General features: G+C 35.8%; 15 protein-coding genes. 7 read left to right on the top strand and 8 right to left on the bottom strand.

The features are described 5' to 3' along the window. A partial coding sequence (locus K350_RS0112650; protein WP_028980223.1) for a T9SS type B sorting domain-containing protein occupies positions 1–1,028 on the top strand: 1,028 nt, incomplete at its 5' end. An 82-nt stretch (positions 1,029–1,110) separates the two neighbouring features. Here the strand turns inward: K350_RS0112650 and K350_RS0112645 are convergent. Beyond that, on the bottom strand, positions 1,111–1,722 hold the full coding sequence (locus tag K350_RS0112645) for a hypothetical protein (protein ID WP_028980222.1): 612 nt from the start codon (positions 1,720–1,722) through the stop codon (positions 1,111–1,113). 132 nt (positions 1,723–1,854) lie between these two features. Between K350_RS0112645 and K350_RS0112640 the strand changes: the two genes are divergently transcribed. Both K350_RS0112640 and K350_RS32360 read left to right on the top strand, forming a co-directional pair. Further along, positions 1,855–2,826 carry a deoxyhypusine synthase family protein gene (locus tag K350_RS0112640; RefSeq protein WP_028980221.1) on the top strand — a complete coding sequence of 324 codons (972 nt, stop codon included), beginning with the start codon at positions 1,855–1,857 and terminating at the stop codon, positions 2,824–2,826. A gap of 125 nt (positions 2,827–2,951) precedes the next feature. Beyond that, positions 2,952–3,104, top strand: coding sequence for a lmo0937 family membrane protein (locus K350_RS32360; protein WP_156027023.1), 153 nt, complete (start codon positions 2,952–2,954; stop codon positions 3,102–3,104). A gap of 65 nt (positions 3,105–3,169) precedes the next feature. Here K350_RS32360 and K350_RS0112630 read toward each other — a convergent pair whose 3' ends face one another. Both K350_RS0112630 and K350_RS0112625 read right to left on the bottom strand, forming a co-directional pair. Further along, entirely contained in the window at positions 3,170–3,646 is a 477-nt protein-coding gene (locus K350_RS0112630; RefSeq protein ID WP_051313098.1) for an acyl-CoA thioesterase, read from the bottom strand. Between the two features lie 51 nt (positions 3,647–3,697). Next, positions 3,698–4,342, bottom strand: coding sequence for a protein-L-isoaspartate(D-aspartate) O-methyltransferase (locus K350_RS0112625; protein WP_028980219.1), 645 nt, complete (start codon positions 4,340–4,342; stop codon positions 3,698–3,700). Positions 4,343–4,501: 159 nt separating this feature from the next. Between K350_RS0112625 and K350_RS0112620 the strand changes: the two genes are divergently transcribed. Genes K350_RS0112620 through K350_RS0112610 form a run of 3 tightly spaced genes read left to right on the top strand, consistent with a single transcriptional unit; the run spans position 4,502 to position 7,248 of the window. Then, the gene (locus tag K350_RS0112620) at positions 4,502–5,902 is read left to right on the top strand and encodes a sugar transferase (RefSeq protein ID WP_028980218.1); all 1,401 of its coding nucleotides are present in this window, start codon (positions 4,502–4,504) and stop codon (positions 5,900–5,902) included. An 8-nt stretch (positions 5,903–5,910) separates the two neighbouring features. Then, complete coding sequence (locus K350_RS0112615; protein ID WP_028980217.1) at positions 5,911–6,510, top strand: riboflavin synthase; 600 nt, start codon at positions 5,911–5,913, stop codon at positions 6,508–6,510. A 48-nt stretch (positions 6,511–6,558) separates the two neighbouring features. Next, on the top strand, positions 6,559–7,248 hold the full coding sequence (locus K350_RS0112610) for a LytR/AlgR family response regulator transcription factor (RefSeq protein ID WP_028980216.1): 690 nt from the start codon (positions 6,559–6,561) through the stop codon (positions 7,246–7,248). Here the strand turns inward: K350_RS0112610 and K350_RS0112605 are convergent. The 3 genes from K350_RS0112605 to tamL form a co-directional block, all read right to left on the bottom strand. Then, on the bottom strand, positions 7,240–7,809 hold the full coding sequence (locus tag K350_RS0112605) for a phosphatase PAP2 family protein (protein ID WP_028980215.1): 570 nt from the start codon (positions 7,807–7,809) through the stop codon (positions 7,240–7,242). The two genes, K350_RS0112610 and K350_RS0112605, sit on opposite strands and share 9 nt — an antisense overlap. A 3-nt stretch (positions 7,810–7,812) precedes the next feature. Continuing rightward, positions 7,813–8,718: an oxygen-dependent coproporphyrinogen oxidase gene (gene hemF / locus K350_RS0112600; protein ID WP_028980214.1), complete on the bottom strand. Its 906-nt coding sequence runs from the start codon at positions 8,716–8,718 to the stop codon at positions 7,813–7,815. Between the two features lie 108 nt (positions 8,719–8,826). Then, entirely contained in the window at positions 8,827–11,235 is a 2,409-nt protein-coding gene (tamL, locus tag K350_RS0112595) for a translocation and assembly module lipoprotein TamL (RefSeq protein ID WP_051313097.1), read from the bottom strand. 5 nt (positions 11,236–11,240) lie between these two features. Here tamL and K350_RS0112590 point away from each other — a divergent pair, with 5 nt between their 5' ends. After that, entirely contained in the window at positions 11,241–11,990 is a 750-nt protein-coding gene (locus K350_RS0112590) for a TrmH family RNA methyltransferase (RefSeq protein WP_028980212.1), read from the top strand. 3 nt (positions 11,991–11,993) lie between these two features. Here the strand turns inward: K350_RS0112590 and K350_RS0112585 are convergent, their stop codons facing one another. Both K350_RS0112585 and K350_RS0112580 read right to left on the bottom strand, forming a co-directional pair. Then, positions 11,994–12,773 carry a queuosine precursor transporter gene (locus K350_RS0112585; protein WP_028980211.1) on the bottom strand — a complete coding sequence of 260 codons (780 nt, stop codon included), beginning with the start codon at positions 12,771–12,773 and terminating at the stop codon, positions 11,994–11,996. Next, positions 12,770–13,693, bottom strand: a complete 924-nt coding sequence (locus tag K350_RS0112580; RefSeq protein ID WP_028980210.1) for a ribonuclease Z — start codon at positions 13,691–13,693, stop codon at positions 12,770–12,772. Before K350_RS0112580 ends, K350_RS0112585 begins: the two co-directional genes overlap by 4 nt. Position 13,694: the final 1 nt, after the last annotated feature.

The raw sequence follows: 13,694 nt of genomic DNA, 5'->3' as shown, positions 1-13,694 counted from the left end.
TAGGAACTTGTTCAGATATTCAGCCTGTAACAGTGACTGTTAATCCTAGTGCAACAGTAGTAACCAATCCGATAGCAGTGTGTGCACCGGCTAATGGAAACCTGACACTTGCTTCTGTAACCACAGGTTCAACGGCAGGTTTAACATTCAGCTACTTCAGTGATGCAGCTGCAACGACAGTAGTTGCTACTCCAGCCTCCGTAGGAGCAGGAACTTACTATATTAAAGGTGATTTAGGAACTTGTTCAGATGTTCAGCCTGTAACAGTGACTGTTAATCCAGCTCCAGTATTTACAGTGAATGGTAATTTAATGGCATGTGAGCCCGAGTTAGTCGATTTAACTGCTCCTGGAGTTATAAGTGGGGCATCTCCAAATTTAATTATTACTTATTGGAGCGATCAATTAGGGACTAGTGTTGTTTCTGATCCTAAATCAGTATCTGCAGGAACTTATTATTTGCAGGGTAATGAGAATGGTTGCTTCTCTCCAGTTTATACTGTAAAGGTTAGTATAAATAAACTTCCGGTAATCAATATGCCTTCAGAATTTACCTTCTGTCCTTTAACAGATCCTTCCTTTGCCATTGAAGGAAAAGGCACTGGTGGCGACACTTATCTGTGGACACCGGGTAATATAGCTTCAAAGATTTTGACTATTACAGCACCAGGCATTTATCAGTTAACTTTAACAAATTCATTTACTACCTGTAGTGTTCAAAAAGATGTAAAAGTTATTGAAGAATGTGCTCCTGAAGTTTTCTTCCCTAACGTCTTTACTCCAGATGGTGATGGTAAGGATGATGTATATCAGATATTTGGTCACCACGTTGAAAATTTCAACATCACAATCTTTAACAGATGGGGTGAGATCATCTTCCAAAGCAATGATTTAGAAAAGTCATGGGATGGCTTCTATCTGGATAAAATAATGGAGCAGGGGGTATATCCATGGACAGTTACCTATGAAGGGGCAGGCAAGTACAAAGTACCTTATGTTAAACAAGGTTCTGTCTTACTTAAGCGTTAATTAATATAGAAGAGGATTAAAATAAAAAAGGCTGTTTATATAAACAGCCTTTTTTATTTTAAAAGGAGTAAATAATAAGTAATTATTTACTAGGAAAAATTACCTGAAGATTTCCCCATAATATTTTTTTCTTATCGGTATCAGTAATTAGTTCTTTCAGGCTAAAAGTCTGGAATAGCTTTGTATCCTTTGAGAATACTGTTTCTTTGTTAAGTTCTGCTTTATGTTCAGCTGAAAACTGAGTTCCGAATGAAAGTACTTTTTGTGTAGAATAATCCTTTAAAATCGCATTCAGGTCAACTGAACTGCCATCTGAAAGAACGTGCAAATGTATTTCAGATTCCGAAAGTTTTACAGCCTGAAGAATTTTGAAAAGAAATGTCTTTAATTCGTTAATTGCATCCTCTTCTTTGATAATGATAATGGCTCTTTTGGAAATCTTTGATGATGTAAGCTCTTTCTTTAATTCTTTTAAATTAAATGAATCATCCTTTTTAATTTCTTTAAGTGGTTTTGTTTCTTCTTTTTTTACCTCAATATGCTCTGGGTTTATTTTTGGGATTGAGGGAGCAGAAGGCAAATCCGAATGCTTTTTTATGATCAGGTCTGAGGATTTCTCCGGAATGATATAAACAAAGTCGTTGAATAGGTTCTGAACAGCTTCCGGATTAAGTTGATAATTATTAAGACTCATGACACCAATTTACTCAAAAATGACCTGAAGTGAATAACCTATCACCAAGTTTCTTTTTAAAGGAGAAACGAATGGTTATCTTTGCGCAAAATTCTAGAAAGAAAATAATAACGAGCATAAATATAAAATTAAATGAAAGGTCCTATCTCTCAATTTATTGAAAAGCATTACCTGCACTTCAATTCGGCAGCTCTTGTTGATGCAGCAAAAGGTTATGAAACGCACCTGTTGGAAGGCGGGAAGATGATGATTACTCTGGCTGGTGCTATGAGTACAGCAGAATTAGGAAAATCTCTGGCAGAAATGATAAGAAATGATAAGGTTCAGATAATTTCCTGCACTGGAGCCAATCTGGAAGAAGATATCATGAACCTCGTTGCACATAATTCTTATAAAAGAGTGCCTCATTACAGAGATTTAAGTCCTCAGGATGAGTGGGATTTGCTTGAAAATCATTACAACAGAGTTACAGATACCTGTATTCCTGAAGAAGAAGCATTCAGAAGGCTTCAGAAACATATATATAATATCTGGAAAAGTGCCAATGATAAGGGAGAGCGTTATTTTCCACATGAGTTTATGTATAAAATTCTTCTGTCTGGTGAGTTGGAGCAGTATTATGAAATTGACCCAAAGGATAGCTGGATGTTAGCCGCAGCTGAAAAAAATCTTCCGATTATTGTACCAGGATGGGAAGATTCAACTATGGGAAATATTTTCGCATCTTATTGTATAAAAGGAGAATTCAAAGCGACTACAATGAAGTCTGGAATTGAATATATGATGTGGTTGTCTGATTGGTACGTAAATAACTCTTCGGGCAAAGGAGTAGGCTTCTTTCAAATAGGTGGAGGAATTGCAGGCGACTTTCCTATTTGTGTAGTTCCGATGCTGTATCAGGATATGGAAATGGAAAATATTCCTTTCTGGAGTTATTTCTGTCAGATTTCTGATTCTACAACTAGTTACGGTTCATATTCAGGTGCGGTTCCGAATGAAAAGATTACCTGGGGTAAACTAGATATAACCACTCCGAAATTTATAGTTGAGTCTGATGCTACAATAGTTGCACCTCTTATATTTGCCTGGATACTAGGTTGGTAAAGTAAAAGATAGTGGACAATTTTATTTAAAATGTTATGGAGATTGAAACTCTCCATAACATTTTTTTTTATATAGAGGTTAATAAAATATGTCTATTTATTTCAAATAATAACATATAAAAATTTATGGGAAATCTCTTATATATCATCGCTGTGGTTCTAGTTGTTTTGTGGTTAATAGGCTTTCTCGGATTTGGAGACGCAGTAGGAGGGATCATTCATGTACTTTTAGTATTGGCTGTTGTAGCATTTCTCCTGAGAATCATTAGAGGAGCCTGATTTTAGAATTAAATCAAGATAAAAAAACAGAGGGGTTCATATTGAACATCCTCTGTTTAGTTTTCCTATTCTTTAAAAAGTGAGCGAAGTTCAGTAGCATCTTGTGCTTTTAATCTGCCCGCCAGAACTAGCCTCAGTTCTCTTCTTCTCATAGCGCTTTCATAAAAACTTTTTTCTTTTTCCGTTTCAGGGACAAGCTCCGGAACTCTTCTCGGATTTCCATTTCCATCCATTGCCACGAAAGTAAAGAAAGCTTCATTGCTCTTAATTTTAGTCCCTGAAGGAATGTCTTCTGCCCACACTTCTATATGCACTTCCATAGAAGTTGAAAATGATCTTGTGACTTTCGCAGTTAAAGTTACTACATTCCCAAGTTTAATCGGACTGGAAAATGATACATTGTCAACAGAGGCAGTCACAACCACGCTGTTCGAATGTTTTTGTGCACTAATTGCAGATACAATATCCATCCAGTGCATCATTTTTCCTCCCATCAGATTGTGTAGGGGATTTGTATCGTTAGGTAAAACCAATTCTGTCATGGTTACCAGAGATTCAGAGGCGAATTTTTTCAAATTTGATAAATGTTTTGATTACCAACCGTCTTTTCCGGTTAAAGGAACAAAGCGGAAAATACCATGCCGTTCCTGTTTTATTTGATTGTCTGAAGTTTTAATGATCTTGATCATATGTTGGGTTTCTTCATCACCTACAGGAATTACAAGTATTCCCCCTGGAGCAAGCTGTTCAACGAGCTTCTCAGGTACATGCGGAGCACCGGCAGTTACCAGAATTTTATTGTAAGGGGCGAATTGCGGCAAACCCAATGTTCCATCGCCACAAAAGACGTTAACTTTGTATTTTTGAGAGTGTAAAAAAGCTTTAGCCTTTTCATACAGAGGTTTTAGGTACTCAATAGTATAAAGCTTAGCACCCATTTCAAGAAGTATACTGCTTTGATATCCTGACCCAGTTCCGATTTCAAGGACTTTATCCCCCTTTTTTATTTCCAGAAGTGAAGTTTGAAAAGCCACCGTATAAGGTTGGGAAATTGTCTGTCCTTCTCCTATTGGAAATGCCTTATCTTCGTATGCATGTTCGAGAAAAGCTTTCTCAAAGAAAAAATGACGAGGTACTTTTTCAACTGCTTTTAATACTTCCTCATCGTTTATTCCTTTGTCTTTCAGTTTTTTAATCAATTGCCTTCTTAGCCCTTGCGTTTTATAATTATCCTCCATGATTAAACACTTATAATTTTATATTTTAACCTTTATAAAAAAAACTATATTTTTGAGTAAATTATTCCAAAGAGAATATTTTTTAACTCCGCTTACTTTAAAAAGAAGAACAATATTCAGGAATTTAAAATAGTTTGTAAAATAAAAGGCTTTTTAAAGTTGAAAAAAAAATACCATATCTTTAGCTATATCACGTTAGATTTTTTAGCCGCTGTAATAGCGTGGTTATTTTTTTTCTTTTTAAGAAAATACATATTGGAAGAAAATGGCAGGCAGTTTAGTATGCTATTGATCAGAAACGCCTTGGTTATAGGTACCTATTGGGTTGTATTTTATGCTTTTTTTGGATTCTACAGAGACATATATCAGAAGTCAAGAGTAAAAGAAGTTATGCTTTTGCTTACCACAACTTTTCTGGGATGTGTTATAGTCTTTTTTATTTTATTTCTTGATGACGCCGGCGTTAACCGGTACACAGCTTATTATAAAACTTTTATATCATACTTCTTAACTCAGTTTACGCTCACCACTATTTTGAGAGTTGCTTTAATTTCAAGAATTAAAAAACTTATAAAAAATAAAAAGCTGAGTTTTAAAGGTATTATTATTGGTTCAGACAAACGGGCCAAAGATATACTCCTTGAAATACAGAAAAATGCATCTATAATCGGTGTTGATGTAGTCGGTTTTGTAAGAGTTCATCAAGAGAATGGGAGGGAAATGGAACAGGAACTGGAATGTCTGGGGGGCTATACAAGTCTCAGTTCTATAATTTCCGAAAATAAAATTGAGCATGTGATTATAGCTGTAGAACCTAATGAACATGATAGAATTTCTGAGATACTGGGTCTGTTAACAGGCAAAAAAATCAGAATAAGCATTATTCCGGATGTATATCATTTGTTATTAGGTTCTGTAAAAATACATCAGGTATTTGGAGTCCCACTAATTGAGATCAATCAGGATCTTATTCCTTTATGGCAGAAAATTGTGAAGCGGGGTGTGGATATTGTGGCTGCAATTTTGGTGCTGACCTTAGGTTTTCCATTTTTGTTGTTTGTTTCTCTTATGACAAAATATACATCCAAAGGTCCAATATTTTATTTGCAGGAAAGGATTGGTAAAGATGGGAAGCCTTTTAAGATTATTAAATTCAGAAGTATGTATGTGAATTCTGAGATGATGGGGCCAGCCTTGTCTTCTACAGATGATGTAAGAATTACTCCTTGGGGAAAATTTATGAGGAAAACCAGGATAGATGAATTTCCTCAATTTTTTAATGTGTTGATTGGTGAAATGTCTTTGGTTGGACCAAGGCCCGAAAGGCACTATTTTATCGACCAGATTGTAAAGCATGCACCGCATTATATTCATTTGCATAGAGTTCGTCCGGGAATTACTTCTTTAGGGCAGGTGAAATTTGGTTATGCTGAAAACGTAGATCAAATGGTGAAAAGACTTAAATATGATATTTTGTATATAGAAAATATGTCCCTGGCAATGGATTTCAGAATTATACTTTACACTGTTCTCATTATGATTCAGGGCAGAGGAAAATAAATTTTTATATGTTTACTGGAATTATTGAAACGTTGGGACGGGTTGTTTCCGTAGAAGCCTTACAAGGAAATCTCAGGTTCAAAATTGAAGCTTCTTTTGCAAATGAGCTAAGACCTGATGAAAGTGTCTCTCATAACGGTGTTTGTCTTACCGTGACGAATGTCAATAGACAAGATAATACTTTTGACGTAACAGCTATTGAGGAAACCTTGAATAAAACTAATCTGGGAACTCTTAAGCAGGGAGATTTTGTAAATCTGGAAAGGGCAATGCCTGCCTCTGGCCGTTTTGACGGTCATGTGGTTCAGGGCCATGTAGATCAGATAGGTATTTGCCAAGAAGTTGTCAATAGTAATGGGAGCTGGGTATTTACATTTGAATTTGATCCTTCAAAAAATGGAATCGTTGTTGAAAAAGGTTCTATTTGTGTAAATGGAATAAGTTTAACTGTTGTAAATGCTGGGAAAAATTCTTTTTCAGTTGCTATAATTCCTTATACTTACGAACATACAAATATTAAATTTGTTGAAAAAGGGACGATAGTAAATCTGGAATTTGATATTTTAGGAAAATATATTCAGAAAATACTTGCAGACAGGTTTTCTTAGTTTTAAATTAATCATAATTAAAGTTATAACACAAATTCCCAAGAACTAATGGATTGCTTAATTGTCGATGATGAAGAAATGTCCAGAAATATGGTTCAGCATTTCGTTCAGCAAACGGATTCCTTAAAGCTCGTTGGTGTTTGCACTAGTGGAATTGAAGCTGCGAATGTTTTGAGTAAAACAAAAGTAGATATTCTGTTCCTGGATGTGGAAATGCCCGAGATGTCTGGGTATGAACTTATCAAATCCCTTGATGATCCTCCGTTGGTTGTGCTTATTACTTCAAAGAGAGAGCATGCTGCAGAAGCATTTGAATATAAAGTTGTGGATTATTTACTTAAGCCGCTTACTTATGCAAGGTTTCTAATTGCAGTCGGAAAGGTGAAAGAGATGCTGGAAATGCAGCAAATTCGTCTTACTAATAGAAATGAACTTTATGTTCGAAGCGAACAAAGGTTTGTGAAAATTAACCTGACGGATATATTGTATATTGAAGCTTTGGCTGATTATATCATGATCTTCACTTCAAATAACAATAAATATATTGTACATTCCACCATGAAAGGTTTCCAGGCAAGGTTGCCTAAAGAAAACTTTGCAAGGGTGCACAGATCATATATTGTTAATACAGATAAAATCGAGGCTATTGAAAATCTTTTCATTCTCATCAATAATAAGCAGATACCTATTGGTGCTTCTTATAAAGATGAATTTATGGGAAGACTCAATTTATTGTAGACGTTGAATCGCTGCTTTTGTATTAAGGTTTTTATAAATCAGGTAAAATACAAAGGCAAGGATAATACCGATTACAGCGCCGCAAATAATATCTCCAGGGTAATGAACCCCCAGGTAGATACGACTGTAAGCAACTGAAAATGCCCATAAATAGAGCAGACACCAGATTTTTTTTCTGGAAATAAGCAATAGAATGGTTGCCAAGGCAAATGTATTGGCAGAGTGGGATGAGACAAATCCATATGCTCCTCCGCAACCAATCGGTATATAAAGCTTTGGGTTAATTTCCTTATTATGACACGGCCTTTCCCTTTTGACAAGAGGTTTTATTATGGAGGAAGTAATAAAATCCGATGCGCCGATTAGTGAAATAATGACTAAAATAACTACTACGGATTTTTTTCTGTAGATCTTAATTATTATTCCGATAATAAGTAAGTATAAGGGTATCCAGACCGCTTTAGCTGAGAGGAAAATCATTGTACCATCAAGTGCGGGAGAATGAAGGGCATTGAGATAAAGCATTAAAACTTTATCCCATTTGTCTAATGTTTCCAGCATTTGTTATTTATTATTAACCCAATTGATACCTTTTCTTAGCAGGGAAGTTGTTTCAGCTTCTCTGCTTCCTTCTGGTGCTGAATAGTTATATTCCCAATTGGCAGAGGGTGGCATACTCATAAGTATTGATTCTGTACGGCCATTGGTGTCAAGCCCAAATTTTGTTCCTTTGTCATAAACAAGGTTAAATTCTACATATCTGCTACGTCTCAAACTTTGCCATTTCTTCTCAGCTTCAGAGTAGGGCTTCTCTTTATTTCTGTTTACTATTTCTATATAAAGAGGCGCAAAAAGATTTCCAACATCCTGCACAAATGCAAACCTGTCTTCTTTTGAAATTCCTTTTTCCCTGTCTTCTGAAAGGCGATCAAAAAATATGCCTCCTATACCTCTAGTTTCATTTCTGTGAGGAATGAAAAAATAGTTGTCCGCCCACTCTTTGAATTGACTATAGTATGAAGAATGGTAGCGGTCGCAAACCTCTTTAAGATTGTTGTGAAAATAAACTGCATCTTCAGAGTTAATATAATGGGGGGTAAGATCTATTCCTCCTCCAAACCACCAAGTGCCGTCATTCATTTCAAAGTACCTAACATTCATATGAATAATTGGTACCATAGGAGATTGAGGGTGGATTACAATAGAAACTCCAGTAGCATAGAATTCATTTCCATTTACTTGCAGAGCCTTGGTAATCTTCTCAGGAGCTGGCCCCCATATTGCGGAAAAATTAACACCTCCTTTAGCAAAAACATTACCATTTTGAATTACTCTGCTTCTACCTCCTCCGCCTTCTGCTCTTGTCCAATTATCTTCTTCAAAGGATGCTTTACCGTCACATTTTTCCAATGCTTTGGTGATTCTGTCCTGCAGCCCTTTGAAAAAGTTTTCTATCTCTATTCTATTCATTAATATTAGTGTATTGCGGATTTTTGAAACAATCATTTATCCTGCATATATCTATGCAATTTCTTTTAAAATTTGATTAGTGTCAAGAATAAGAAGTTTTATTCGATACTAGAATGGATACCCGATACCAATATTAAGAGCTGTTTGGTTGGAAATTCCAAATGGCGGATATTTTATTAATTTCGGACCTATAAATCTTTTTCCTTCAGGTTCTCCCGGATCATAAATTTTGGATCCGATATCGAATCTGAGAATCAGGAAAGAAAAGTTGAGTCTTATGCCATAGCCTATGCCTAAGGCAATTTGTTTGTAAAAAGAATCAAGTTTGAACTGGCTTCCCGGCCTTGTTTCGTCATAGTTAAATGTCCATGTGTTTCCGGCATCAGCAAATACTGCACCATCAAAGAAACTGAAAATATTAAACCTGTATTCTAAACTCGCTTCAAGTAAAATTTCTCCTGGTTGTTCAAATTTGTAACCGTTTATAGGATCTTTCCATGAACCGGGGCCTAATCTCCGAGGTCTCCAGGCTCTGATACTATTACTTCCTCCGGCAAAGAAGTATTTTTCATAAGGTAAAACAAAATTTCCATTTTTTGCGGAATTTCCGAAAGGCCGGGCAATACCAGCGTTTATTCGTGTGGCAATTACGTTAAATTTGCCTACAGGACGATAAAACCTCAAATCGGAATTTAGGCGTATAAATTCGAAATACTGCAAACCAAAGAGTGTAGAGTCTGTTTGCCTTAAAAGAGCAGGAATTAATCCTCCGATTTCAACAAAAGGCTTAAAGTATTTTGATTTTTTGATTTTGCCAAATTCACTGTTATTATAGACGAAATAGGCATTGAAGCTTGTAACAAAAGCAGGTCTAAAGCTGACACTTAATTTATTTCCGGAACTGTCTAACTTAGCAAGGTAATTCGTAAAATTAGTACTCTTTACAGAATTGATTATATTGATGTCTATAGGTGAGACATTGTATTGTTTAAAAATACTTGGCATCCAGCTATAGGTCAAAGCACCTCTGATAGTTTGTCTTGTATATTCAGGGCGCATTACAAAATTATATCCGGTAAGTAGTTTTGTTCTCGGAGCATATTCTTTGAATTTAAACCTCAATTGTGTAGGAATGAAAATCTGAGGAAATGCAACACTTGTATTGACTCCATATTCCTGCGTTCTGAAAACTCCAGTTGAGTCTGAAAATCCATATTGTGCATCAATAGAATATCTGAATGAGGTTTCATATACTTCATATCCTTTCAGGAAATTTCTAGCCCTGATGGTGATGTTTCCGAAAGGGCCCGGGTAAAATGCCTGTCCGACATTGACACCATATTCCTGAGTCAATTGATATTTTTGCAAAGGACTGGTGTTAATAAAAGCAGTAAGTGTTTGAGCCGAATCTTTATTTTTTTCAAAATTTATATTGACAAACCTATACATATCCATACTCCCAAGCTGCCTTTGGGTTATCTGAATTTTACTCTGGTTGTAAAGATCACCTGGGTGAAAACTCATCTTGGAGTTTAACAGTTTTTTGGAAAAACGCTTGTCATAGAATATATAATGAATTCCTCTATATTCCAGCGTGTCTCTTGTTTTCTCTTTCCTGGGAGAGAGGTCTGTGTTAAAATAAATCTGAGAGATAGTATACTGATTATGGGAATCCTGACCTGAAGGGTTTTGAATCAAGATTTCCATGGTTATCCATTTGTTGCCAATAGTGCTATCCAATTTAAAGAATATATATTGTCGGCTGAAATCGAAATACCCCTTATCCTTAAGTAATTTTGTTAGTCTTTCCCTTTCATCTGAGACATCGCTTTCTTTATATCTGTTGTTGATTTTTAATGGAGAGTCCTTAAGATTAGCGTTAACCAGGCTGTCTATCTTTTTATCTTTAATAGAATATTTAATAGATTTTATCTTATAGTAATCACCTTCATGTATTTTATATACAACAGAAATTTTTTTACCTGAAGTATCTGCATCAGAAGTTACATCCGAAAGAAAATAGCCCTGAGAATGAAGGTAGTATTTCATTTGTTTTTCTGTCAGATTCATCTGGGCTGAATCGTAAATAACCGGTTTCTCACCGGGAACCCTCATCAGCCAGTTGCCATCTTTGAGGTTTTTGTTTAAAACCTCAAGCCGCTTCTCTTTCCGGTCTTCAAGTCTTCGACGTTTTTTAGGTTTTTGGGCAGCTTCTATTTTCTGATCATATTTTTTCGCAATAGAATCTCTTTTATTGGCAGTTTTCAGTGAATCATAATTCCTTTTACCAAGATAGTATATAGCAACATATGGTGTTGTACCTAAAAATTTCCTGTTAGGAATCTGTTTATAATAGACAGAGAGATCATCATAAGGAATTTTTCTGTTTCCCTTAATAGTCTGTCTATACAGAAGGTACTCGTTTTCTTTAAGTTGCTTTGTTGGTGAGCAGGCGAAGGTAAAAAAAAGCGTACTTCCTATGAATAAAATATAATATATTGACTTAAAATTCGACACTGGGTATGATTTCCAGAAATAAACAAAAACTTATCAAATCTTTACAAATTAAGAAATACCGTAAACTGCACCAAATGTTTTTAGTTGAAGGTGCTATAAATGTTAAGGAATTATTAGAGTCAGACTTTAAGATTGAACATCTTTTCGTTACTTCTCAATTTTTTGAAGAAAATGAAGCTCTGATAAAATCCTCTTTAGTCACTTTTGAATATACTGATGAGAAAGAATTGACCGAAGTCGGTACATTGGAAAGTAATAATGCGGCACTGGCTGTTGTGAGAATGAAAGAGGAACAAGCTTTGAAGGTGAATAAAGGAGAGTTTGTTCTTATACTTGACGAAGTAAGGGATCCGGGAAATCTTGGTACATTAATTCGAATCGCAGACTGGTATGGGATTTCAAAGGTAATTTGCAGTGAACAGTGTGCGGAACACTATAATCCTAAAGTTATTTCGGCTACCAAGGGCTCTTTTATTCGTGTAAAAATGCACTACTGTGATCTGAAAATTTATCTTAAAGATTTGAATCTTGCCGGAGTAAAAGTTTTTGGTGCATTTCTCAACGGAGAAAATATTCATAAAGTAAGTTTTCCTGAAACAGGGGCAATATTGCTAGGGAATGAAGCTTCCGGAATAAATGAGGACTTGGAAAGTTTTGTAACAGATAAAATTACAATACCTCGTTTTGGAGGTGCAGAATCTTTAAATGTAGCTGTAGCAAGCGCAGTTATTCTTGATAATGTGAGAAGAAGTTAATCTTTAGTCCAGAGCCAATGCATTTTCTGTATTAGAATCTTTCAGGTAAATATCTATCAGGTAATGGGCAACATAAAGTAATGGAGTGAGGATTATTGCCACTCCGAATTTATAGATATAGTTAATGATTCCCACGGAAAAGACTTGTGATAAGGACCATTGTGACTCTCCTCCGAAGATATAAAAGGCTATATAAAGTACCAGGAAGCTGTCAATGAGTTGGGACACAAGTGTTGAAAGGGTTGCTCTCAACCAGATTCCTTTACCTCCGGTTTTATTTTTAATAGTATGAAATACGTATGCATCCAGCAGCTGGCTAATCAGGAAGGCTAGAATAGAGCCAATCATAATTCCAAAGCCTTGTCTGAAGATTTTGCCATATGCGTAGTCAATATTAAATGGAGTGCCTGAATGATCTGTATTATTGATCTTGATCCAAAATTCAGCAGGGGGGAGGTCGGTAGCAAGATAGATGACACCAAACCCATAAGCGATTAGAGCTGCTGCAAGGTAGCTGATTTTTTTTACTCCATCTTTTCCGAAATATTCATTGATAATGTCTGTAGTTATAAATACTACAGGCCAAATGATGGCGCCAGCTGTGAGGTTAAAATCAAGTTTTATATTATTCCAAAAAGGAATCTGAGCTGGTTTGAAGCCTAATAGTGCTTCAAGTGAAAATATTTTTGGCCCGATGATTTCAGCAGTAAGAGCATTAACCAGGAAAATTCCTGTCAGGAAGATGAATAGATTCATCTTTTTCCCGGAAATGGTGTTTTTCATAGCGGTTCATCATCTATTGTGAATAATAATCCTTCTTCGGCAAGAAAGGAATTTTGGAAGATGGTTTTTGCTTCTACTAGGTGAGGTTCAATATCCTTGTATCTTGCAGAAAAGTGACCTAACAATAAAGTCTTAGCTTTTACTTCTCTGGCAGTCCATGCAGCCTGAAGAGCTGTAGTATGGTGGGTTTCTTTTGCCCGGCTTTCCATATCATGAAGGAAGGTAGCCTCATGGTATAACATGTCCACACCTTCGATTTGTCCGAACATAGCCGGATTGTATGCAGTGTCAGAACAATAAGCATAGCTTCTGCTTTTTCTGGCAGGGAATGTATATAGTTCGCTTTTTAACAAATGTCCTTCTTTGTCCACTACATCTTCTCCTTCTTTTAAAGCAATTATCTGAAGAGGAGTTAAGTGGTCAGGAACTTTGGTTTTATCAATTTTTCTTTTCTTGGGCTTTTCTTTGATAAGAAAACCACAGCATTTTATTCTGTGTATCAGAGGTATGGTCTCTATCGTCAGATTATCCAAATCCAGAATGACTTTTTGAGCCGTTGTATCTAGTTCGGTAAAAATGATTTTAAAGTTTAGGAAAGTCTCTGAATATTTCAGCTGGATTGTAATGATTTCGTCCAGCCCGGGAGGACCGAAAAGATATAAGTCTTTTGTCCTCCCATTTAAGTGCATGGTACTCAGCAAGCCAACGAGACCAAGGTAATGATCTCCGTGCAGGTGAGATATGAATATATAGTTAATCTTTGTAAACCTGATCTTGTATTTGATCAGCTGAAGTTGTGTCCCTTCTCCACAATCAATTAGAAATAGCTGGTTGTTGATTGTAAGTAACTGCGAAGAATGATGTCTGTTAAAGACAGGAGTGGCTGAATTAGAGCCTAGTATTTTAATCTCAAAAGGCAAT

This window comes from Sporocytophaga myxococcoides DSM 11118 (assembly GCF_000426725.1).
Taxonomy (GTDB): Bacteria; Bacteroidota; Bacteroidia; order Cytophagales; family Cytophagaceae; genus Sporocytophaga; species Sporocytophaga myxococcoides.
The sequence above is the reverse complement of the archived record's forward strand: the minus strand, read 5'-3'. Positions and strand labels throughout refer to the sequence as shown.